This window comes from Sandaracinus amylolyticus (assembly GCF_021631985.1).
GTDB classification, from domain to species: Bacteria; Myxococcota_A; Polyangia; order Polyangiales; family Sandaracinaceae; genus Sandaracinus; species Sandaracinus amylolyticus_A.
In genome coordinates, this window is the sequence record NZ_CP070225.1 from 5253558 (window position 1) to 5276488 (window position 22931).

The 22931-nt window shown below is 71.4% G+C and carries 21 protein-coding genes; 11 read left to right on the forward strand and 10 right to left on the reverse strand.

All coding sequences use genetic code 11. The annotated features are described in order from the left end of the window. Positions 1–10: 10 nt before the first annotated feature. Positions 11–760 (forward strand): haloacid dehalogenase-like hydrolase, encoded by a 750-nt coding sequence (locus tag I5071_RS22200; protein ID WP_236607516.1) that lies wholly within the window; start codon positions 11–13, stop codon positions 758–760. Between the two features lie 117 nt (positions 761–877). Here the strand turns inward: I5071_RS22200 and I5071_RS22205 are convergent, their stop codons facing one another. After that, positions 878–1414 carry a hypothetical protein gene (locus tag I5071_RS22205; RefSeq protein WP_236607517.1) on the reverse strand — a complete coding sequence of 179 codons (537 nt, stop codon included), beginning with the start codon at positions 1412–1414 and terminating at the stop codon, positions 878–880. 100 nt (positions 1415–1514) lie between these two features. Between I5071_RS22205 and I5071_RS22210 the strand changes: the two genes are divergently transcribed. Beyond that, entirely contained in the window at positions 1515–3299 is a 1785-nt protein-coding gene (locus tag I5071_RS22210) for a hypothetical protein (RefSeq protein WP_236607518.1), read from the forward strand. A gap of 35 nt (positions 3300–3334) precedes the next feature. Beyond that, a complete protein-coding gene (locus I5071_RS22215) occupies positions 3335–4252 on the forward strand; it encodes a LysR family transcriptional regulator (protein WP_236607519.1) in 918 nt (305 codons plus the stop codon). Positions 4253–4308: 56 nt separating this feature from the next. On the opposite strand, the gene I5071_RS22220 is transcribed toward I5071_RS22215, so the two are convergent. The 3 genes from I5071_RS22220 to I5071_RS22230 all read right to left on the reverse strand — a co-directional run bounded on the left by I5071_RS22220 (position 4309) and on the right by I5071_RS22230 (position 7658). Continuing rightward, entirely contained in the window at positions 4309–5031 is a 723-nt protein-coding gene (locus I5071_RS22220; protein WP_236607520.1) for a hypothetical protein, read from the reverse strand. A 50-nt stretch (positions 5032–5081) separates the two neighbouring features. Continuing rightward, positions 5082–6491 carry an MFS transporter gene (locus I5071_RS22225; RefSeq protein WP_236607521.1) on the reverse strand — a complete coding sequence of 470 codons (1410 nt, stop codon included), beginning with the start codon at positions 6489–6491 and terminating at the stop codon, positions 5082–5084. Positions 6492–6560: 69 nt separating this feature from the next. Continuing rightward, positions 6561–7658, reverse strand: a complete 1098-nt coding sequence (locus tag I5071_RS22230; RefSeq protein ID WP_236607522.1) for a hypothetical protein — start codon at positions 7656–7658, stop codon at positions 6561–6563. A gap of 260 nt (positions 7659–7918) precedes the next feature. On the opposite strand from I5071_RS22230, the gene I5071_RS22235 reads away from it, so the two are divergent. Both I5071_RS22235 and I5071_RS22240 read left to right on the forward strand, forming a co-directional pair. After that, a complete protein-coding gene (locus tag I5071_RS22235) occupies positions 7919–8560 on the forward strand; it encodes a hypothetical protein (protein ID WP_236607523.1) in 642 nt (213 codons plus the stop codon). Positions 8561–8573: 13 nt separating this feature from the next. Next, the gene (locus I5071_RS22240; RefSeq protein WP_236607524.1) at positions 8574–9614 is read left to right on the forward strand and encodes a phytase; all 1041 of its coding nucleotides are present in this window, start codon (positions 8574–8576) and stop codon (positions 9612–9614) included. 61 nt (positions 9615–9675) lie between these two features. On the opposite strand, the gene I5071_RS22245 is transcribed toward I5071_RS22240, so the two are convergent. The 3 genes from I5071_RS22245 to I5071_RS22255 form a co-directional block, all read right to left on the reverse strand. Next, positions 9676–9813, reverse strand: a complete 138-nt coding sequence (locus tag I5071_RS22245; RefSeq protein ID WP_236607525.1) for a hypothetical protein — start codon at positions 9811–9813, stop codon at positions 9676–9678. A gap of 65 nt (positions 9814–9878) precedes the next feature. Next, the gene (locus I5071_RS22250) at positions 9879–10598 is read right to left on the reverse strand and encodes a type 1 glutamine amidotransferase domain-containing protein (protein ID WP_236607526.1); all 720 of its coding nucleotides are present in this window, start codon (positions 10596–10598) and stop codon (positions 9879–9881) included. Positions 10599–10678: 80 nt separating this feature from the next. Beyond that, complete coding sequence (locus I5071_RS22255) at positions 10679–11506, reverse strand: MBL fold metallo-hydrolase (RefSeq protein ID WP_236607527.1); 828 nt, start codon at positions 11504–11506, stop codon at positions 10679–10681. A 122-nt stretch (positions 11507–11628) separates the two neighbouring features. Between I5071_RS22255 and I5071_RS22260 the strand changes: the two genes are divergently transcribed. Further along, positions 11629–11955 (forward strand): hypothetical protein, encoded by a 327-nt coding sequence (locus tag I5071_RS22260; protein ID WP_236607528.1) that lies wholly within the window; start codon positions 11629–11631, stop codon positions 11953–11955. A gap of 7 nt (positions 11956–11962) precedes the next feature. Here the strand turns inward: I5071_RS22260 and I5071_RS22265 are convergent, their stop codons facing one another. Continuing rightward, entirely contained in the window at positions 11963–13315 is a 1353-nt protein-coding gene (locus tag I5071_RS22265; protein ID WP_236607529.1) for a sensor histidine kinase, read from the reverse strand. 86 nt (positions 13316–13401) lie between these two features. On the opposite strand from I5071_RS22265, the gene I5071_RS22270 reads away from it, so the two are divergent. Further along, on the forward strand, positions 13402–14586 hold the full coding sequence (locus I5071_RS22270) for an FAD-dependent monooxygenase (protein ID WP_236607530.1): 1185 nt from the start codon (positions 13402–13404) through the stop codon (positions 14584–14586). A gap of 67 nt (positions 14587–14653) precedes the next feature. Next, a complete protein-coding gene (locus I5071_RS22275; RefSeq protein ID WP_236607531.1) occupies positions 14654–15865 on the forward strand; it encodes a hypothetical protein in 1212 nt (403 codons plus the stop codon). Positions 15866–15871: 6 nt separating this feature from the next. Here I5071_RS22275 and I5071_RS22280 read toward each other — a convergent pair whose 3' ends face one another. Continuing rightward, on the reverse strand, positions 15872–17224 hold the full coding sequence (locus I5071_RS22280) for an ABC1 kinase family protein (RefSeq protein WP_236607532.1): 1353 nt from the start codon (positions 17222–17224) through the stop codon (positions 15872–15874). A 49-nt stretch (positions 17225–17273) separates the two neighbouring features. Continuing rightward, a complete protein-coding gene (locus I5071_RS22285; protein WP_236607533.1) occupies positions 17274–18326 on the reverse strand; it encodes an alkene reductase in 1053 nt (350 codons plus the stop codon). 89 nt (positions 18327–18415) lie between these two features. On the opposite strand from I5071_RS22285, the gene I5071_RS22290 reads away from it, so the two are divergent. The 3 genes from I5071_RS22290 to I5071_RS22300 all read left to right on the forward strand — a co-directional run bounded on the left by I5071_RS22290 (position 18416) and on the right by I5071_RS22300 (position 22827). Next, positions 18416–19366 carry a LysR family transcriptional regulator gene (locus I5071_RS22290; protein ID WP_236607534.1) on the forward strand — a complete coding sequence of 317 codons (951 nt, stop codon included), beginning with the start codon at positions 18416–18418 and terminating at the stop codon, positions 19364–19366. A gap of 44 nt (positions 19367–19410) precedes the next feature. Then, on the forward strand, positions 19411–20835 hold the full coding sequence (locus I5071_RS22295; protein ID WP_236607535.1) for a phytoene desaturase family protein: 1425 nt from the start codon (positions 19411–19413) through the stop codon (positions 20833–20835). 84 nt (positions 20836–20919) lie between these two features. After that, positions 20920–22827, forward strand: a complete 1908-nt coding sequence (locus I5071_RS22300; RefSeq protein WP_236607536.1) for a multicopper oxidase family protein — start codon at positions 20920–20922, stop codon at positions 22825–22827. The last annotated feature ends 104 nt before the right edge of the window (positions 22828–22931 follow it).

Consider the following 22931-nt stretch of genomic DNA (forward strand, 5'->3'; position numbering starts at 1 on the left):
ATCTCGCGCCGTGCGACCGCCCCCCCTTCCTCATCAGACGAACGTCCTCCGCGCCGCGCTCGAGCGCATCGCGGGATGGAGCGAGATCGAGGGCGCGCGCACGCCCGTCGTGGTGTTCGATCTCGACGCGACGCTCTACGACAACCGCCCGCGAACGCTCGAGATCCTCATGGAGTATCGCGAAGAGGTCGTGGAGTCGGAGCCCGAGGTCGCCGACTCGCTGGCGACGCTGACGAGCGAGCACATCGAGTATCTGCTGAGCGACACGCTGCGCGGCTGTGGGATCACGGCGGCGAGCGTGGTGGCCGACGTCACGCGGTACTGGCACGACCGGTTCTTCACCGACGACTACCTGCAGCACGATGCAGCGCTCGACGGGGCAGCCGAGTACGTGCGCGCCTGCCACGAGGCAGGAGGCATCATCGTGTACCTCACGGGGCGCGACATCCCGGGGATGTTCCTCGGCACGGTCGCGAGCCTGCGCGACAGCGGCTTCCCGATCGGCGTCGCGGGGACCGAGCTGGTGCTGAAGCCGGACGCGAACCTGCCCGACGAAGCCTTCAAGCGCGGCGCGCTGCCGACGCTCGATCGACTCGGCGATCTCGTCGCGTTCTTCGACAACGAGCCGGCGAACTGCAACCTCGCGAAGGCGATGTACCCCGACTGCACCGTGGTGCTGCTCGAGACGCAGAAGGTGCCGTACGCGCCGGATCCCGCGGCCGACGTCGAGGTCGGCGTGAGCGACTTCCGCATCGGCTGACCGGCGGCGCTCTTACGAGAGCGGGCCCTCGCGAGCACGACGCAAGCGGGGCTGGGGCCCCGCGCGCAGCGCGAAGCGGCCGGGGGTCGACAGGGGGGCGGAGCCCCCCGGGGAAGCTCAGCGGAACTCGCTGAGGTGCGTGATGTACCAGCGGTCGTCCCACGCGATCATCGTGCGGACCTCGATGCGGCGCTCTTCGTCGCCGACGCGATAGACGAGCCAGTTGTGGCGCTGCGCCCAGTACGGCAGCCGGTTCGACTCCTCGCGCAGGCGCACCCACGCGCGACGGCGCGAGAGCTCGAAGCGCACGAACTCCGCGCGTGACGCGTCGGCGCCGAGCTGCGCGTGCAGCTCGTGGATGTCGTCCTCGTACATGCGGAAGATGCGGTCGTAGAGCCCGTCGGGATCGGCGATGCCCTTGATCGCGCGGAACGCCTCGCGCGAGAGGAAGAAGTCGTGCGCGAGCGCGGGCTGGTCCTGCGCGATCGCCTGGATCAAGCGGCGGGCGCGCTCGTCGATGTCGCCCGGGCCCGGGCGCGGCGGCGCCTCGGTGAGCTCGGCGCGGTTGTGCTCGGGGATGACGACGTCCTGTGCGAGCGCGAACGTCGGGATCACGAGGAGCGCACACAGCGCGAGCACGAAGCGGCGGGTCATGGCGCGCGGAACCTCCACCGTCGTGCTCGCTCGCGCAAGCGTCCGTTGACGGCGGGGCCGCGCGCGGCAACCGTTCGGTGTGCACTCGCATCGCTCTTCGATGGCGCTCGCGCTCGTGCTCTCGGTCGGCTGCGCGAGCGGTGGAGGAGATCGGACCGACTCCGGCGCGACGCTGGAAGACGCGCCTCCGTCGAGCTCGATCGACGCGCCGATCGTCGACGGCGAGCCGCGCGCCGATCACCGCCGTCCGAGCTGGACGTGGTCGGTGCCCGAGGGCGCGACCGCGTTCCGGCTGCGCGTCGACGGCGGGCTCTGGGGCGACGTGCCGCTCGCGACGACGACGTACACCGCGATCACCGATCTCGTCGATGGACGGCACACGTTCGAGGTGCAGGCGCGCGATGCGATGGGCGGCTACGGGCCCTCGGGCACGTTCGAGACCGACGTCGTCGTGCGCGAGGGCGGCGGATGGTGGCGTCAGGATCGCGTGATGGCGACGACGCCGTACGAGCACGTCGCCGCGATCTCGGCGCACAACGCGTACGAGGACGGGCTCGCGACCGCGGCGGAGAACCTCGATGCGACGCTCGCGCGCATGCACGCGGCCCAGACGGCGGGCGCGGATCTGATCGAGCTCGATCTCGTCGACGGCGGTGAGGCCGTGCTGATCGATCACGACGACACCGGCGCGACCGCGCGTGCAGCGCTGTCCGACGTGCTCGACGATCCGATGCTGCGCGAGGGCGATCAGGTGCTCTTCCTCGAGATCAAGGAGAGCACCGCGAGCGAGCCCTTCGTGCGCAGGTTGCTCGACGTGATCGCCGCGCATCGTGCCGACTACGCGCGCGCGGGGCGGCACGTGGTGCTGCGGGCGTTCCACTCGGTGCGCACCCATCTCGACATGGCGCGCGCGCTGCTCGACTCCGACGAGTACGCGCTGCTGCGGCCCTACGTGCGGCTCAGCGTGCTCTTCGAGCGCAATGCCGCGACGGCCGAGCTCGTGAGCGCGGCCGCGAGCAACGGCTACGACATGGTCGAGCTCGAGTACATGACGCGCGAGCTGATGACCCACGTGGTGCGGGCGCGCGCGCTCGGGCTCGGCGTGAACGTGTTCACCGTGCCGGTCGCGTTCGGCGAGGTGTTCGTCGCGAACGCGCGCGAGAGCGTCGACGCGATCACGGTGGACTATCCGGTCGCGTCGGCGCGTGCGGTCGTGGAGGACGACAACGCGCTCTTCTTCGTCGACGCGTCGCGCGTGACCGATGCGAGCACGACGACGATCCCGTGGTACCGCGCCGACACGACCGCGCAGTCCCTCGCGGTGGGCCGCGCGGGCGCACCGCTGCTGCGCATCGGCGCATCGACCGATGCGCTCGTGTTCGGGCACCTCGTGTTCGAGTCGAGCGCGACGCGCGCGGCCCCGCTCTACGATGCCGACGCGCGCGCTGGCGAGGGCGTGCTGCTCGCGACCGTCGTGCGGTTCGCGAGGACGACGATCGCCGACGGGACGACGATGAGCGTGATCGCGAAGAGCGACACCGGCGCGTGGGCGCTCGAGCTGTTCGACGCGGCAGGCGAGCCCGCGACCGTGCTGCGCTTCGGCGTCTACGTGGGCGGGGGATACCAGTACGCGACGGTGCCCGCGACCGCGCTCACGACGACGCGCGCGCACTTCGTGACGTGCGCGTACGACGGCGACGGCGGCGTGCGCATGTGGATCGACGACGACGACACCGCGGTGACGGTGGTGAGCACGACGGGCGAGATCGCGAACAACGACGTGCCGGCGACGCTCGGTGCCGATCCCCAGGCCGACGGCACGACGCGCTTCCACTTCGACGGCGCGATCCAGATGGCGCTGATGCAGGCGTGGGGCCCGCACTGAGAGCGCCGTGAACGCGCCGCGCTCATGTGTCCGCGGTGCAGCCCTGGCTGAACTACCACCACCTCCTCTACTTCTGGACGATCGTTCGGGAGGGCGGCATCTCCGCGGCGAGCCGCAAGCTGCGCCTCGCGCAGCCCACGGTGAGCAGCCAACTGCGGGCGCTCGAGGACGCGCTCGGCGTGCAGCTCTTCCATCGCGAGCGCGGGCGGCTGGTGCTCACCGAGACGGGCGCGCACGTGTATCGCTACGCCGACGAGATCTTCACGCTGGGCCGCGAGCTGCAGGACTCGCTCGCCGGGAAGGCGGCGGCGCGTGGGCCGCGCCTCGTGGTCGGCGTTGCCGACGAAGTCCCGAAGCTCATCGTGCAGGTGCTGCTGCAGCCCGCGACGGAGCTGCCCGGTCCGGTGCGCTTGATCTGTTACGAGGACCGCCAGGATCGGCTGCTCGCCGATCTCGCGACGCACTCGATCGACGTGGTCATCGCGGAGGCGCCGGTGCCCGGCGATGCGCCGATGCGGGCGCACAGCCACTTGCTCGGTGAGTCGGAGATCGGGATCTTCGGCGCGGCAGCGCTCGCGAAGCGGCTCCGCCGGGACTTCCCTCGCTCGCTCGACGGCGTGCCCTTGCTCGTGCCGATCGAGAACACGATCACGCGCCACGTGCTCGCGACGTGGTTCGACGAGCACGAAGTCCGGCCGCTGATCCGCGCCGAGCTGCAGGACAGCGCGCTGCTCGGCGCATTCGGGCGCACCGGGCTCGGCGCGTTCGCGGCGCCGCTCGTGATCGCGCAGGAGGTCTGCTCGCAGTACGACGTCGAGCGCGTCGGCACGCTGGAGGGACTGCGGCAGCGCTACTACGCGCTCACCGTCGAGCGTCGCATCCGTCACCCCGCGGTCCGCGCGCTCACGGAGAGCGCACGCTCGAAGCTCTTCGCGCGGCGCGCGGCTCCCTAGAGCGAGCCCCTGGGCTGTTTCCGCGCGTGAAGCGACCGCTGTGCGCTGCGCGCGAATCAGTGCGGAGCTGCGTCGAGCATGAACGAGATCGCGCGCACGTAGGTCGACTCGTCGGGGATCTGGTGGCTGCCGCCGAACTCGAAGAGCTCGCTCGCGATGTGCGCGTCTCTCGCGCGCTCGAACGCGCGCCGGATGCCGTCTCGTCGCCGGCTCTCGTCTGCCGTGCCGATCACGAACGCGAGCCGCGCACCGCGCGTCGTGAGGCTCTCGATCGCGCTGCTGCGCAGCGATGCGCTCGCGCGGGTGCCCATCACCATCGCGCCGCGGAACCGCGCGGCCTGACGCGCGAGGAGCGCCCAGGCCGTGTCGCCTCCGAGCGAGAAGCCCACGAGGTACACGCGCTCCGGGTCGACGGGATGCTCTCGCAGCGCGCGCTCGAGATCCGCGAGCACACGCTCTTCCATCCAGCCCACGTAGCTGTTGAAGCTCGGGAGGAAGTCGCTCGTGCTCGGGACGCCCGGCGTGCGCATCACGAAGAAGCCGGGCACCGGCACGGAGCGCTCGAGCGCCGGAGGCAGACTCGCGCGCGAAGGGCTCGACACCGGCGAGAACAGGACGAGCAGCGGTGCGCGCGTGCCCGGCGCGATCCGTCCGACCTGCTCGATCGTCGACGGTTGATCGAAATACGCGGGGCGCGTCTGTGCGCTCGCAGGGGCGACCGCGGTGATGGCCAGGAGCGCGAGCGCTCCTGCGATGGCGAGACGTCGGGCCGAGGTCATGGCTCGGCGAACGTCTCACCGCGCGGTGGGATCGCGCAACCGGCCCTCGCTCAGTGCGCGGCTGCAGCGCCCTTCGGTCGCGCGTTCCACACGCGCGTCGCGAGCGCGAGCCCCAGCAACGACACCGGGATCATCCCGACCGGCCACGCCCACCAGTTCGCGGGCACCTCGTTCGCCGGTGCTTCGCTCGGCAGGGCGTGGCCGAGCGTCATGTACTGCACGCCCTGCCCGAGATAGACGAGGCCGTCGATGATCCCCACGACGACGCCGACGTTCTTCCTGCCGCCGAAGTCCATGCTCGCCGCGCCCGAGAGCATCCCGTGCACGCCGATGATCGCGAGCATCATCACGACCACGACGCCGCTGAGCATCGGCGTGGTCTCGAGCGAGAACGTCATCGCGATCGCGCCGCCGAGCATCACGCCGTAGAGGATCGACGCGACCGGGCCGCGTCGCGATCCGAACACGCGATCGCTGATCACGCCCGCGACCACACCGCCGAGGATGCCGGCGATGCACTGCATCATCCCCCAGTTGTCGGCGACGAAGTCGCCGGTGACGTGGGTCTGTCGCGTGAAGAGCGCGTACCAGTCCATCAGCGCCGAGCGCAGGAAGCCGCTGCAGAACTCGATCGCGCCGATGATCAGGATCACCGGCTGCGAGAGCATCATGCGGCCGACCTTGATCACGCCGGCGATCGTCCCGCGCAGGCCCGGCGCCGGCGCGACGTCGTCGCCCCACGTCGCGTCGCCGGTCTCGAAGTCGGTCTGTCCCGCCTGGCCCGGCGTGTCGCGCACGAGGAACCAGTCGATGACGAAGAACACGAGCAGCAGCGCGGCCGGCACGAAGAAGACCCACTCGGTCGGCGCCGCGTCGGCGATGAATGCGCACCAGTCGAACGCGAAGTAGAGGCCGAGCGAGATCAGGATCCCGAAGATGCCGCCGAACGTGCCGCGCTCGCGCAGGTGGAACCACGCCGCGTTGACCTTGACGATCGAGACCGCGCCGAAGCTCTGGAAGTACATGTTCGCTGCGTAGAGCAGCATGAAGAGCTCGACGACGTGGTCGCGCGTGCCGCTGACGAGCAGGCCGCCCATCGCGATGTTCGCAGCGGCCGCGCCGAGCGCGGCGAGGAGCATCGTCGCGCGCCCGCCGATGCGATCGGTGAGCGGCCCGTTGATCAGGAACGAGATGCCGTAGACGACGGTGCCCGCCGCTTTGATCGTGCCGAAGTCCTCGTTGGTGATCAGGTCACCGAGATCGTTCTTCGCGGCCGCCAGGTTGTAGCGGGCCATGTAGAGGAACGCGTAGGTGAGCCCGAGCGGGAACCAGTTGAGGAAGCGCCGTGTCGTGAACGCCTTGCTGTGCCCGAGCTCGACCTTGGGCAGGCGCGCGACGACGATCGTGATGACCGCGAGGAGGATCGCGATCGGGAGGAGACGGCTGAGCCAGATCGGCATGATGGCGGTCCGCGACCGGTCCTTGTATCACGCCGGGCGCGGCCGCCTCACGCGGTTTCCACGTGACGATCAGCGCACGCACACGCCGTCGAGCTCGAAGCGCGGCGCGCCGCGCGTGCGCGCGTCGACGTACGTGACCTCGCAGAACCCACCGACGCCGCCGGGGCCGCTGCAGAGCGTGATCGTCGTCGGGTCCTCGGGGTCGTCGACGTAGAAGCCCCATGCCGCGGTGGCGCACGCGCTCGCATCGGCGACGCGGGTCGCGGTGCGCGAGGTGTCGTCGGCGAAGCGCAGCGTGATCGTCGCGGGCGCGTCGGCGCCGGGCGGCAGCATGCGGGTGCAGATCGCAGCGCGGTCCTGGAGGTCTTCGATCATGTTCCCCGCGGAGCGCGCGACGTCCGTGCGGCTCCCGTTCACGATCGCCGGGTACCCACCACCGGCCTCCGCGATGTCGAAGACGCGCGAGATGTGATCGGGCGGGATCGCGCTGCCGATCACGCTCATCACGTGGACGTGCACGCCGCCGCGACGGCCGTCGTCGAACCCGGCCTCCGCGATCGTCGCGACCTCCTCCCACGTCGTGTCGCACGCCTCGTCGGTGCCCGGCGACGCGTCGGTGACGAGCACGACGTGCGTGGAGCGCCAGCGTGACTCCGCGGCGCGTCCGCGCGCGATGGTGATGGCGCCTTCGAGCGCGGGACCGAGCGGGCTCTCTCCGTCGAACGGATGGCCCGCGAGCTCGTCCGCCATCGACTGTCCGCTCGCGCCGAATTCGAGGTCGACGGTCTCGTAGTCCGACGGCTCGCACGACGCGATGATCGCCTCGGGGTCGGGCACGAAGCGCGGGAACACGAGGAGCGCGTGCTCGGCGTCGCTCCACGCGTCGGTCCCTTCGACCAGCGCGTCGATCGCGCCGGCGTAGCGGTCGGCGCGGCTCTCCCACGAGTCGGTGGTGTCGACGACCCAGAGCACGTCGGCGGGCGCGGGCTCGAGCTCGACGAACGTGCACGGCGGAGGCTCGCTCGCGTCCTGCGCGCCCGTCGCGGCGTCGGGCATCGGCGGCGTCGTGCCCCCGTCGATCATCACCTCGCCGCGCGGTGGATTGCACCCCGCGAGCGCGAGCACGAGCGCAGCGACCGCGATCCGAGCCTTGGACTCTCCGTTCATCACGTCCTCCGAGCGGTACTTGGAGAGCGCGTCGCGCTTTCGTTTCCTACGTTCTCCTTAACGCTCCTTCAGAGATCGCTCTCGCTGCGGATTGGTCGCGGCGCTCGAGATCCGTCTCGCGCGATCGCGGCGTGGGCTGCCGAGCCGTCGAGCGCGAGCCGACCCTGGTTCGCACCGGAGCGTTTGCGCGCGCGTCACCGGCACGTGACCGGCGCCTGAGAAGCCACCGCGCCGCGGACGGGGCGGCATGGAGGTGACTCGTGGGGACATGCTCTCGGGTTCTGTTCGCGCTCGCGCTCGTGGGGTGCGCCGAGTCGGGTGAAGGACGTGACGCGCCGCGCGAGTGGCAGGGCGAAGCGACGCACGTGGACGCAGTGGGCACGATCGACGGGCTCGCGGTCGACTTCGATCTCGACGCGAGCGACGCAGCGGAGGTCTTCTGCGAGCGCAACTACGTCGTCCCGGACGTCGACGATCCCGCGACCTGGTCCTCGGGGTACCTCGAGAAGGTCGAGGTGAAGTGGCTCGTCGTGGTCGACGGGACGGAGCGCGAGTATCAGCTCGAGCTCTCCGCGCACGACTTCGGTGCTTCCGCGGACGGGCAGACGCTCTCGATCGTCGGGTACGAAGAGGGCGCGGCCCGCGCGCCGACGACGATCCAGGTCGCAGCCGACGCGGAGTGGGAGGAGGACGGCAGCGAGCGAGAGCACGTGTCGCTCTCGGGGACTGGCACCTTCGTGCGCGGCGTGGTCACCGGCACGCCGGGCGGCGACGGAGTCGTGGTGCCCGACGGACAGGGCACGTTCGGCGGGTATCTGCACCTCGAGTCGGCGGGCGGCGAGTCGCTCGACGTGTCGTTCACCGTGCCCTGCGGCGACAACGATCTGGACATCGGTGCCTGACGTGCGGACTTCGATGCTCGCAGTCGCCTCCGCACTGGCGACCTGCGCGTGCGAGAGCGCCTCCGTCGACGCGATCCCGGTCGTCCACGCCGCGGTGGAGACCGAGCCCTCGGGAGGAGATCCCGATGACGTCGCGATCTGGGTCGACCCGCTCGATGCGACGCGCAGCCTGGTGATCAGCACCGACAAGTCGCTCGGGTTCTTCGTGCACGACCTCGAGGGTCGGTTGCGACAGTCGCTGCTCGGCTCCGAGCCCGACAACGTCGACCTGCGATACGACTTCGAGCTCGGCGATCGGCGCGTCGTGCTGCTCGCGGCCGTCGATCGGCGCGACGACTCGATCACGCTCCTCACGCTCGACGAGACGACTCACACGCTCGCAGTCGCGCCGGGCTCCGGCATCTCCATCGCCGACATGGACGATCCGTACGGGAGCTGTCTGATGCGGAGCGCCGATGGGTCGGTGTTCGTGTTCGTGAACGCGAAGTCCGGCGAGTACCGCCAATATCGACTCTCCGGCGAGTCCGGGACCATCGAGGCGGCGCTCGTGCGGACGTTCTGGGTGGAGTCGCAGCCCGAGGGCTGCGTCGCCGACGACGAGCACGGCTGGCTCTACGTCGGAGAAGAGGATCTGGGCGTCCACCGCATCCGCGCCGCGCCCGACGGCGGCACGCAGCCCGAGCTCGTCGACGACGCGTCGGGCGGCCGGCTCGAGCCGGACATCGAGGGGCTCGCGATCTACCGCACCGCCGACGGCGGCGGATATCTCGTGGTGTCGAGCCAGGGCAACGACACGTACGTGGTCTATGAGCGCCGGCCACCGAACGCGTTCGTGACGAGCTTCCGGATCGGCCAGGGCGCGATCGACGCGGCGACCGACACCGACGGAGTCGAGGTGGCGCACGCCGATCTCGGAGGGCCGTTCCGCGAGGGTCTCTTCGTCGTGCAGGACGATCACAACGAGGGCTTCACGAGGAACTTCAAGCTCGTCTCGTGGGGCGAGATCGCGGAGGCGGCGGGGCTGACGATCGACACCACGGCCCCGATCCGTTGACCGCGACGCGCATGAGCACGAGAGGGCCGACCCGACGCGGTGCGCGGGCCGGCCCCTTCGATCACTTCTTCGGCTTCGCCTGCATGTCGCCGCCGGGCGACTGCGGCGTGCGCGACCGGCGCGCCTCCTCCTTCGCGGCCTTCTCGTTCTTCTTCTGCTGCGCGTTCCGACTCTGCTGCTTCGGAGACTTGTCTCCCATCGTGCTCTCCCCTCCCTCGCACGCGCGGACGGGATTGCCCGGCGCGCGCGAACCTCTCGCGGCGCTCAGGTCGGCGCGCTCGCGCGCGCGGTGTCGGTGGTGCGGCGCTTGGCGAGCATCGCGAGCAACGCGCGCGCGGCGTCGGCGGACGAGGCCGGGTTCTGCCCGGTGATCAGGTTCGCGTCGACGCGCACGTAGGGCTTCCACAGCGGGCCCTTCGAGAAGCGCGCGCCCTTCTCCTTCAGCGCGTCTTCGAGGAGGAACGGCACGACGTCGGTGAGCCCGACCGCCGCCTCCTCTTCGTTGGTGAAGCCGGTGACGTCGCGACCGCGCACCAGCGGCGATCCATCGGGGGCACGCGCGTCACGCAGCGCGCCCGGTGCGTGACACACGGCGGCGAGCGGCTTGCCCGAGGCGAACGTCTTCTCGATCAGCTCGATCGACGCGGGGTCCTTCACGAGATCCCACATCGGCCCGTGCCCGCCCGGATAGAACACCGCGTCGTAGTCGGACGCCGAGACGGTCGCGAGCTTCTTCGTCGTCGCGAGCGCGCGCTGCGCGGCCGCGTCGTTGCGGAACCTTCGGGTGTGCTCGGTCTGCGCGTCGGGGGCGTCGCTCTTGGGATCGAGCGGCGGCTCACCGCCTTGCGGCGATGCGAGATCGATCGTCGCGCCCGCGTCCCGGAAGACGTAGTACGGCGCGGCGAGCTCCTCGAGCCAGAACCCCGTCCGCTTCCCGGTGTTGCCGAGCGTGGCGTGCGACGTGAGCACCATGAGGATGCGCATGGCGCCGCAGATAGCCCCTGATCCTACAGCTCACACCGCCACGATCGGAGCGCGTCACACGTGCGTCCTCGCGCGCGGGCTCACGCGATCGCGAAGCGCGCCATCTCGACCGCGCAGTGCGCGGAGAACACGCGCACGTCCTGCGCGTGGTCGCGAGCGAGCGCGCGGAGGCGCGCCTGGTTCGCGCGGCGCGCGGCGTCGTCCGAGGAATTCAGGCGCTGGAACAGCGCGAGCCCGAGCGGCGTGCGCGGCGCGACCGGATCGATCTCGCGATGGCTGAAGTACGCGTCGCCCGCGTGGAAGAGCCATCCCGCGCCGTTCTTCACCGCGACCCCGCAGTGTCCCTCGGTGTGCCCGGTCAGCGGCACGAGGAGGATCTCCGCGTCGAGCCCCGGGATCACGCGCACCGCGTCGAAGTCGCGCCAGCGCTCGCCGTCGACCGTGTAGCGCACCCAGCGCGGGCCGTGGGCCCACTGCAGCGGGCGGTAGCCCGCGCGCCGTCTCTCGCTCGCGCCGAGCGCGGCGTCGTGCTCGTCGGCGAACACGTGCACCTGCGCGTCGGGGAAGTCGCGCAGCCCGCCGACGTGATCGAGATCGAGATGCGTCGGGACCACGTGCCGCACGTCCTCGCGCCGGAAGCCGAGCCGCTCCACGTGCGCGAGCGCGGTCTCCTGGGGATCGAGGCGCGGCGCGTTGCGGCGCAGGAACGTGCGCCCGAGCCGCGCGCGGGGCTCGCCGAGATCGTGGGTGCCGAGCCCGGTGTCGACGAGCACGAGCCCGTCGCGATCGGTCTCGATGAGCAAGCAGTGACAGACCAGGCGGGCCCGCGTGAAGACGCCGCCCTCGCCGGTGACGAATCGCGCGCTCGCGGGGCAGAGCGTCCCGCAGTTCAGGTGATGCACTCGCATGTTCCCGAGCCTGGGGCGCGCGGGTGGACGCCCATTGGAAGGATCGGACACGACGAACAGCGCACGAGACCGTCACCACGACGTTGGATCCGACACCAGGCGGCGGTGTCAGGGTGCGTCCCATGACGAGCCCGACGAACGACGCGGATCAGCTCCTCGCCCTCGCGAAGCTCGACGCGGTGCGCGCGATCGAGCACGTGCGCGCGTCCCTCCCCTGCATCTCCTCGGCGGGCGCGCGCTCGCTCCTGCGCGAGGCCGATGACCTCTTCGGCCTGCTCGACGGGGTCGCGACGTGCACCAGCCTCGCCGAGCGTGCGAGCGACGAGCGTGATCGCTACGCCCACGCCGCGGACGCGCGCGGCCTCGCGCGCTCGGCGTACCTCGAGGCGCTCCGGCGCGTCGAGCTCGCGCGCTCGACCGACGGCGTGCGCGTGCTCCGCTTCGCGTGAAGCGTCCTCAGGTCGGCGAGGGGATCGCCGAGGGCTCGGTGACGATCGCGTGCTCGCGCGGCGCGCTCTCCTCGGTCGCACGCGGCAGGAGCAAGGTGAACGTCGAGCCGGCGCCGGGCTCGGAGTCGACCCGCAGCGACCCCTCGTGCATCGCCGCGATGCGCTGCGCGAGATAGAGCCCGAGGCCGAGCCCGCCGTGGTGCTTCCACGAGACCCCGCGGTGGAACCGGTCGAAGATGCGCCCGTGCTCCGACGTCGCGATGCCGGGGCCCCGATCGCGCACGATCACCGTCGCGTCGCGCGCGCTCGCTTCGATCGTCACGTCGATCGGCCGGCCCGCGCCGAACTTGATCGCGTTCCCGACGAGCTGCATCAGGACCTGCTCGAGCAGGGCGCGATCCCAGCGCCCGACGATCGCCCGCGGGACGCGCAGCGTGATCGTCGAGCCCGAGCGACGCAGCTCGAGGTCGTGCGCGGCGACCACGTCCTGCGCGAGCGCGCCGAGGTCGACCGTCTCGCGCATCAACGTGCGGCCCACGTCGAGGCTCGTGACGTCGAGGAACGACGAGACGAGCCGCTCGAGCCGTCGCACCTGTCGATCGAGGCTCTGGACGACACGATCCTCGGCGCGCTGCTCGGCCCCGAGCGCCTGCACCTGCAGCTTCAGCGACGTCAGCGGCGTGCGCAGCTCGTGCGATGCGAGCGAGAGGAACTCGTCGCGCGCGCGCGTCGCGTCCTCGGCGGCCCGGCGCGCCGCGATCTCGGCGGCGAGCAGCTTGCGATAACGCTGCTGCACCGCGTGGGTCACGCCCGAGAGGAAGATCGTGCTGCCCGCGACGGTGAGCCAGGTGCGCAGCCACACGAGCACGCCCGGCGGCGCGCGGGTGGGCCACCCGGGCCCGAGCGGGCCGTCCCTGCTCGCCCACGCGACGAGCGCGAGGACGCCCAGCGTCGCGCTCACACCACCGATCATCCCGGCGCGACCGAAGAAGAAGGTCCAGCACACGCACGACGCCGCCATCAGCGTGCCCACGCCGAGGATCGGGCCGTAGTGGACCAGACCGAGCCACGCGGTCGCGGTCAGCGCCGTCGCGACGACCGCGGCCTGCAGCCGCGTGGAGGCACGCCACATCGACAGCAACAGCACGGCCGCGATCAGGATCCCCGTCATCAACGCGATCAGCCACGGCGTCATCGTCCGATCGCGCGCGCCCTGGACGATCGCGAGCGTGCCCGCGGGCACGGTGGTGATGATCGCGAGCCAGCGCGACAGGCGCACCGCGACCTGCTCGGGCTCGGCGAGACAACCCGGTCGCGCTTCCGGCGCCGCGGGATCGTGCTGCGCGTCGTCGCGGCCCACCACCTCGATCTAAGCCCCGCACGGGGCGGCCCCGAACGTCGGGGCTCCCACCAGCGAGCGATCGAGCGCACCATGCGCGGACCTCGATGCCCACGCCCTCGATCGTCATCGCCGGCGCAGGCCCGGCCGGAATGGTGCTCGCGTACCAGCTCGTCGAGCGCGGCGTGCCGGTGCGCGTGCTCGAGCAACACCCGGACTTCGAGCGCGAGTTCCGCGGCGAGCTGATCGGGGCCTCGGTGCTGCCCGCGCTCGAGCAGCTCGATCTCGTCGCGCCGCTCGTCGAGCGAGGCCTCGCGCGCACCGACGTGGAGCGGCGCATGTTCGTCGGCGCGTCGCGACGCGTGACGCTCCCCGGTGGGACCGAGCGCGGCGCCGTGATCTCGCAGCCCGGCTTCCTCGCGCTGCTGCACGAGCGATGCAGCCGGCATCCCCACTACCGGCTCGACTTCCGCACCACCGCGATGCGCGCGATCCGCGAGGGCGAGCGCGTCGTCGCGCTCGAGACGCGGCGCGAGGGCACGACCGATCGCGTGACCGGCGATCTCTTCTTCGTGTGCAGCGGGCGCAACAGCAAGGTGCGCAAGGACCTCGTGACGCTCGAGCTCGACGAGAAGCCGGACGACACGCTGTGGCTGCGCTTCGATCTCGCCGACGCGCCGCAGGCGCTGCCGGGCCCGGTCGAGGTCCACATGTTCGGCGGCGGCGTGGTCGTCGTGCTCAGCGCGACGACGCGCTCGCGCCTGCAGGTCGCGTACAGCGCGCCCGGCGACCTGGGCGCGCTGCGCAAGGACCTGCCGCGGCTGCGCGAGGCGCTGCTGCCGCGCATCGCCGAGCCGCTCCGCGCGCTCCTCGCGGCGAAGCTCGACGAGAAGACCGAGTCGCAGGTGCTGCGCGTGTCGATCGATCGGCTCGCGCGCTGGCACGTCCCCGGGCTGATGTTCCTCGGCGATGCCGCGCACACGATGGGCCCGGCCGGTGCGCAGGGCCTCAACCTCGCGATCCGGGACAGCATCGTCGCGGCGAACCACGTGCTCGACGCGATCGCGGAAGGACGTGCGATCGACGACGGCGTGCTCGCTGCGATCGAGGCCGAGCGCAGGCCGGAGATCGAGGCGGCGCAGAGCGGTCAGCTGCGCGCGTACCGCATGGTGCAGAAGCCGCTCGTGGTGCAGCACCTGATGTTCACGATGCTCGGCGCGGTCATGAAGGTGAAGCCGATCCCGGGCGTGGTGAGCGCACCGGTGCAGCCGAAGCACGCGACGCGTACCTGAGGCTCGTCGTCCGGCGACATCGCGCTGGGAGGCGCGACGGGCGCGCGACGTCGCTAGGTTCACGGCGATGCATCGCGAGACGCCCGACGATCTGATCGTGCTCGTGCCGGGCTTCCTCGGGTTCGAGTCGATCTTCAACGTGCACTACTTCGGCAAGCTCGTCGCGGAACGGCTCGAGCTCGCGCTGAAGAACGAGCACGGCATCGCCACCGAGGTGCACGTCGCGCGGACGCTCCCCGCGGCGCGCCTCGATCGGCGTCGCGAGCGGCTCGTCGGCTCGCTGCGCGCACGCTTGCGCGGCCGCCGCAGGACGCCGCGCATCCACCTCGTCGGGCACAGCACCGGAGGGCTCGACGCGTACGCGCTCGCGACCGGGCTCTACCCGAGCGACGCGCCCGACGAGCCCGCCATCCGCGACTGCATCCGCACCGTCGTCACGCTCGGCGCGCCGATGTGCGGCACCTCGATCGTGCGAGCGCGCGCAGTGCGCGAGGCGCGCGGACCGTGGTTCGCCCTCCGCATGCTCGCGTCGTTCCCGGCCGAGGCGCGGCACGCCGTGCTCACCGACCCGCTGACGCGCGCCATCGTGCTCGATCTCGCGCCGCGTCCCTGGCACGCGCTGCGGTACGCGTACGAGCTCGCGACCGACGACGCGCTGCTCGACGATCTCGATCCCGACGCGAGCGCGTGGGTGTGCCCGCCGCATCGCGACGGGCTGGCGATCGCGCACTACGTCACCCTCGCTGCGGGCTCGTGGTGCCCGCCTTCGAGCATCGAGCGCCCGAACGGTCACGGCACGCTCTACGAGTCGTTCATCGGCCTCGTGCAGGACGGTCAACGCCACCTGTCGCGCGTGAGACGCGCCGCGCGCTGGCCGGCGATCGCATCGCGCATCGAGTCCGGCGACGTGATCGCGAGCGCGGAGGGTCGGAGCAAGCTGGACGGCGTGAGCGACGCCGCGTCCGACGGAGTCGTCGACTCGGCGCTCCAGGTCGTGCGCATCGAGGATCTGCGCGGCGTGGTCATCGCGGATCACCTCGACGTGGTCGGCCACTATCGCGACGGGGGTGCGCCGCGCGCGCAGGGCCACACCGCGCTCCTCCAGTCGGAGGTCGGATTCCTCCACAGCGGCTCGGGCTTCGGCCACGTCGAGCACCACGAGCTCTGGCGCTCCATCGCCGACGTGATCGCGAACCGCCTCCGGCCCCGCCCGATGCGCGGCGTCCGCGAGACCCTTCGCCGCTCGATCCGCTCCGGGCTCGAGAGCGTGATGCGCTGACGCTCGCTATCCCGGCGACGCCTCGTCGCGCAGCATCCGCTCGCTCATCTTCGCGGCGGCTTCCATCAGCGAGGGCGAGAGCATGTTCCGGCGCGCGAGCACCGGGACGAGGTAGTTCGCGACCTCCTGGAAGCTGTTCACGTCGGGGTCGAGCTGCTTGCCGATCCCCTCGGCCGTCACGAGCCCGACCATCATCAGCGTCATGTCGGGCACCGGTCGCACGCCGTGCTTGCGGCCCACCGCGAAGATCTTGTCGATCAGCTGGCCGAACTCGAGCTCGCGCGTGCTGCGCGTGCGCCACTCCGCGTTGAACGTCGCGACGTCCTTCTCGAGCTCCGCCCAGTCGACCGTGCCCTCGACGTACGAGTGATAGCTGCGCAGGTGACGCATGAAGTCGTCGACGTCGCCCATCACGAGACAACGATTGAAGTCGATGTAGTGCTCGAGCAGCTTCTCCGAGAGCTGCTTCACCAGACCGACGTCGAAGATCGTGACCGTTCCATCGCGCGACACGACGAAGTTCCCCGGGTGCAGATCCGCGTGGAGGAACCCGTCGTCGAAGCACATCTTGAGGAACACCTCGCGCAGGTGCCGCGCGAAGCCCTCGGGCAGCTGATCGCGCGGGATCGCGTCGACCTTCTCGCCGCGCACGAACTCCATCGTCATCACGCGCTCGCCCGATCGATCCGCGAACACCTTCGGGAAGCGCACCTTCTTCACGCGCCGGAAGTTCTCGCGGAAGCGCTCGTAGTTGCGCGCCTCGATGCGCAGATCGGTCTGCTGGACGATGCCCTCGACGAAGTGCTCGAGGTGCACCGCGAGCTCGGCGTGGCGCGCCCGCCCCGAGACGCGCTCGAGGATGCGCGCGAAGAAGAGCAGGATGCGCCCGTCGCGCTCGGCGTTCCTGCGCACGTCGGGCCGCAGCACCTTCACCGCGACCTCGGTGCCGTCGAGGAGCACCCCGCGATGCACCTGCGCCACCGACGCCGCCGCGATCGGCAGCTCGTCGAGCTCGCGGAAGAGCTCCCCGATCGGCGCGCCGAGCTCGCGCTCCACGATCGCGCGCGCGTTCGGGAACGCGGGCAGCTTGTCCTGCAGGTGACGCAGCTCGGCGATGAGCTCGGGCGCGAAGAGGTCGGGCCGCGTGCTCATCACCTGGCCGAGCTTGATGAAGGTCGCGCCGAGCGCCTCCATCGCGCTGCGCAGCACGCGACCTCGCAGCGCGGCGACGCGCGCCCGCTTCACGTCGGGGTCTCGCACGAAGACGAGACCGGCGCGGAGGATCGCGTAGCGGAGGAGCGACCACCACGCGACGAGCCAGATGAACGAGCCGCGGACGAGGAAGCCGAGGGCCTGCATCGCGCGCGCGAGTCTGGATTCGGCGCGCGAGCGCGTCGACTCGACGCGCTCAGATCGCCGGGTAGTCGACGTACCCCTCGGCGCCCGGCGTGTAGAACGTGCTGGGATCCGGGGTCGCGAGCGGGGCGCCGCGCTCGAGGCGCGCGACGAGATCGGGGTTCGCGATGAAGGGCCGACCGAACGCGATCAGGTCGCCGCGACGCTCGGCGATCGCAGCCTCGGCGCGCGACCGATCGTAGCCGCCGTTGAGCACGATCGGGCCCTCGTAGGTGGCGCGGATCGCCTTCGCGGTCGCGGCGAACCCCTCGTTCGCGCTCTCGACGAGGTGCACGTACACGAGCCCGCGGAGGCCGCGCGCGAGCGCGGTGTACTGCGCCTCGACCTCGTCGTGCGCCGGCAGGTCGTTGAACGTGCTGAAGGGCGAGAGTCGGATGCCCACCCGCTCCTCGCCGATCGCGCCGGCGGTCGCAGCAGCGACCTCGGCGACGAAGCGCGCGCGGTTCTCCACGCTGCCGCCATAGCCATCGGTGCGGCGGTTCGTGTGCGGGTGGAGGAACTGCTCGAGCAGGTACCCGTTCGCTCCGTGCAGCTCGATGCCGTCGAAGCCCGCCTCGATCGCGTTGCGCGCGGCGTGCACGAATCCGTCGCGCGCCTCGCGCACGTCGCGCTCGCTCATCGCGTCGGGCTCGGCCTCGGGCTGCAGGCCCTGCTGATCGGTCCACATCATCCCGTGCGCGCGCACTCCGCTCGGCGAGACCACGCGCGCGCCCTCCGGCGTGTTGTGCGGGTGCGCGATGCGCCCGACGTGCATCAGCTGCGCGAAGATGCGTCCGCCGCGCGCGTGCACGGCGTCGGTCACCGCGCGCCATCCGCGCACCTGCTCGCTCGAGAAGAGCCCGGGCGTGCGCGCGTAGCCGAGCCCGTCGGCCGAGGGTGCGATCCCCTCGGTGACGATCAGCCCGGCGGACGCGCGCTGCGCGTAGTAGTCGCGCATCAGCTCGTTGGGCACCGCGCCGATCGCGCGGCTGCGGGTCATGGGGGCCATCACGACGCGGTTCGCGAGCTCGAGCGAGCCCAGTCGGTAGGGAGTGAAGAGCGGCATCGACGTGCTCCTGTGGTGGGTCACGCGCTCACTCTGAGGATCTCGGGATGCGTGGACAATGGAGGCTCATACGGACACATTGTCCGGCCATGCGGACGACGCGAGAAGCCGATCCCAACGCCGTCATCGCGTTCGTCGAGGTCGTCGAGCGACAGAGCTTCCGCGGCGCAGCGCGCGCGCTCGGCGTCCCGAAGTCGACGCTCAGCCAGCGCGTCGCCGCGCTCGAGGAGCACCTCGGCGCGCGCCTGCTCGTGCGCACCACGCGCAGCGTGAAGCTCACCGACATCGGCGCGAGCTATCACCGCGAGGTCGCGCCCGCGATCGCCGCGCTGCGCGCCGCGGAGAGCCTCGTCGGCTCGCTGCAGGCGCACCCGAGCGGGCGGCTGCGCATGACCGCGCCCTTCGAGCTCGGACAGGACGTGCTCGGCCCGCTGATCGCGACCTACACCCAGCGTTATCCCGAGGTCGCGATCGAGATCGATCTGCTCGATCGACAGGTGAACCTGGTCGAAGAGGGCTTCGACCTCGCGATCCGCGTCGGCCCGCTCGCGGACTCGGCCCTCGTCGCGCGCCGCCTCGGAGAGCCGCGCACGGTCGCGCTCTTCGCGAGCCCGGAGTACCTGCGGCGCGCAGGCACGCCGGCGCATCCGCGCGAGCTCGCGTCGCATCGCTGCCTCGTGATGCACGGCCAGCGCACCCCGACGAGCTGGATGTTCCGCGGCGAGCGCAAGCCGCGCTCGATCGCGATCGCGCCGCACCTCGCGGTGAACAGCTTCCACGTGCTCCGCACGCTGGCGATCGCGGGCGCGGGGATCGCGCGCATGCCCTCGCCCTACGGCAACGGGCCCATCGCGTCGGGCGAGCTCGTCGAGGTGCTCGCGGAATTCGCACCGCCGCCGGTGCAGGTGTTCGCGGTGTACCCGAGCGCGCGCAGCATCTCCCCGGCGCTGCGCGCGATGCTCGAGGTGCTCGAGGCGGGCTACGACACCGCGGCGCTCGGCGCGCTGAGCACGAGCCTGCTGCGACGACGCAAGCGCTGACGCTCCCTTGTGGGATCTCGCGTCGAGCCCACGTCCTCTGGAGGATGCCGGAGCGCTGGGACGCGATCGTGGTGGGCGCGGGCCCGAACGGGCTCGCCGCCGCGTGCACGCTCGCGCGCGCCGGCCGCTCGGTGCTCGTGCTCGAGGCGGCATCGCGCCCCGGCGGCGGCACGCGCACCGAGGAGATCACCGAGCGCGGCTTCAAGCACGACCTCTGCTCCGCGATCCACCCGATGGGCGCGGCGTCGCCCTTCTTCCGCACCATCGATCTGCGCCCCTACGGGCTCGAGTGGGTGCACCCCGAGATCGCGCTCGCCCATCCGTTCGACGACGGGACCGCGATGCAGCTGCACCACTCGCTCGACGCGACGGTCGACGCGATGGGCGACGACGGGCCGCGCTGGCGGCGCCTCTTCCAGCCCTTCCTCGATCACACCGACGCGCTGCTCGAGGAGACGCTCGGACCGCTGCGCATCCCGCGGCGCATCTGGCTGATGGCGCGGTTCGGGCTGCGCGCGCTGCGCTCCGCGGAGGGCCTCACGCGCGCGATGTTCGGCAGCCCCAAGACGCGCGCGATGTTCGGTGGGATCGCGGCGCACGCGCTGGTGCCGCTCTCCTCGTGGGGCACGGCGTCGTTCGGGCTGATGCTGATCCTCGCGGGACACAAGGCGGGATGGCCCGCGGCGCGCGGCGGATCGATCGCGATCTCCGACGCGATGATCGCGTACCTGCGCGAGCGCGGCTGCGAGGTGCGCACCGATCATCGCGTCTCGTCGCTTCGCGAGCTGCCGGAGAGCAAGGCCGTGCTCTTCGATCTCGGGCCGCACCAGATCGCGCGGATCGCGGGCGACGCGCTGCCGTTGCGTTATCGCAATGCCCTCTTGCGATTTCGCTACGGCCCCGGCGTGTTCAAGGTCGACTGGGCGCTCGACCAGCCGATCCCGTGGAAGAGCGAGGCGTGCCGGCGCGCGGGCACGGTGCACCTCGCGAACACCTGGGAGGAGCTCGACGAGACCCAGCGCGCGGTGTCGCGCGGCGAGGTGAGCGAGCGGCCCTTCGTGCTGGTCGCGCAGCAGAGCCTCTTCGACGACACGCGCGCCCCGAAGGGCAAGCACACGGGATGGGCGTACATCCACGTGCCGCACGGCAGCACCGTCGACGCGACGCAGCGCATCGAGGCGCAGATCGAGCGCTTCGCGCCGGGCTTCCGCGACGTGATCCGCACGCGCCACGTGATCGATCCGCGCGCGCTCGAGGCGCACGACGAGAACATGATCGGCGGCGACATCGGCGGCGGCGCCAACGATCTCTGGCAGCTCGTGTGGCGGCCGATGGTGCGCTGGGATCCGTACACGACGCCGAACCCCTCGCTCTTCCTCTGCTCGTCGAGCACGCCGCCCGGCGGCGGCGTGCACGGGATGTGTGGATGGCACGCGGCGCAGCGCGCCCTCTGCGGTGTGTTGCGGTAGGCCGCATCACGCACTGCGGATTTCCGGGCTCGCTCGCGTTCCTACCTCACGAACGCGCGCTCCTTGCGCGCGAGGAGGCTCGCGATGCGACGACGTTCCACCACGATGCTCGCGTTCGGCGTCGCGTCGCTCTCCACGTTCGCATGCACGCAGATCGAGCCGCCCTCCTCGTCCCCGACGCTCGATGCCACGACCATCCCGCAGTTCGTGCAGGCGCTGCCGATCATCGCGCCGATGGAGCCGACCGGCCGCGACGGAGACGTGGTCGAGTACCGCATCGCGGCGCGCCAGTTCGACCAGCAGATCCTGCCGCCGCCGCTCCCCACCACGACGGTGTGGGGCTACGGGCGCGACGGAGATCCGTCGTCGTTCCACTCGCCCTCGCGCACCATCGAGGCGCGCAGCGGCGAGCCCGTGCGCGTCACCTGGATCAACGGGCTCGTCGACGACGCGGGCGACTACCTACCGCACCTCTTGCCGGTCGACGCGACGCTGCACTGGGCCGATCCCGGCGGTCACGGCGATCACGTGACGGCCGACGAAGTGCAGTACACCGGACCGGTCCCGACGGTCACGCACGTGCACGGCGCGCACTCGTTCGATCACAGCGACGGTCATCCCGAGGCGTGGTTCCTGCCCGACGCGCGCAACATCCCCGAGGGGTTCGAGCGCCGCGGACCGACGTACCGCACCCAGGGCGATGGGGGCGAGGGCACGGCGGTGTTCGACTATCCGCACGACGAGCCGGCGACGACGCTCTGGTACCACGATCACTCGCTCGGCATGACGCGCGTCAACGTGTACGCGGGGCTCGCGGGCATGTGGATCCTGCGCGACGACGTCGAGGATGCGCTCGGCCTCCCGGGCCCGGCGCCGGCGATCGGAGATCCGCCGGGCACGCGCTACTACGAGCTCCCGCTGGTCATCCAGGACCGCAGCTTCACCGACGACGGCGCGCTCTCGTATCCCTCGTCGCGCACGGAGTTCGGTGACTACGACGGTCCGTACGCGCCGACCTCCGACGTCCCGCCGATCTGGAACCCCGAGGTGTTCGGCGACGTGATGATCGTCAACGGCGCCGCGTGGCCGTACCTCGAGGTCGAGCCGCGCCTCTATCGCTTCCGCATCCTCAACGCGTCGGACTCGCGCACGCTGATCCTCCACTTCAGCGACGAGCGCGCGGCGTTCGTGCAGATCGGCGGCGACGGCGGGCTGCTCTCGGACGCGCCGGCCCGCCACGTGGAGCTCGTGATCGGCCCCGCCGAGCGCTACGACGTGCTCGTCGACTTCTCGCGCTTCTCCGAGGGCGACTCGATCACGCTGCTCAACCGCGGGCCCGACGAGGCGTGGGGCGGTCCTCACGTGACGCCGCCGCAGGAGCCCGCCGATCCCACGACCACCGGCCGCGTGATGCAGCTCCGCGTGATCGCCCGCACCGACGAGGGCACCGAGGGCGCGGTCCCGAGCGCGCTTCCTCCCGTGGCGACGCCGACGACCTCGCTCCCGCCGCGCGACCTCGTGCTGATCGAGGAGGACGTCGAGGGCGCGGACGCGCCGCTGCACGTGATGCTGGGGACGCTCGAGGAGGGCGCGCTGATGTGGTCCGCGCCGCCGACCGAAGTGGTGAGCCTCGGCGACACCGAGATCTGGCGCATCGCGAACACGACCGACGACGCGCACCCGATCCACCTGCACCTCGTGCAGTTCCGCGTGCTCGATCGCACCCCGTTCGACACCGACGCGTTCGCGACCGCGCAGCAGCAGTGGCTCGCCGGCGAGGGCCCGCAGCCGGTGCTCGAGGACTTCGTGACGGGCGCCGCGATCCCCGCGCTCCCGCAGGAGCAAGGCGACAAGGACACCGTGATGGTGTGGCCCGGGACCATCACGCGCTTCGTCGCGACGTTCGATCGCGCGGGCCAGTACGTGTGGCACTGCCACATCCTCGAGCACGAGGACAACGACATGATGCGGCCGCTCGTGATCACCCCGTGACGCGGCCCGGGTGATCAACATCGGCTCGCTCGCGGAGGGCCCTCCCTTCCGCGTGCTCCGCACGCCCCGTGCGGGCCCTCCGCGAGCGAGCACTCCGGCGGAGG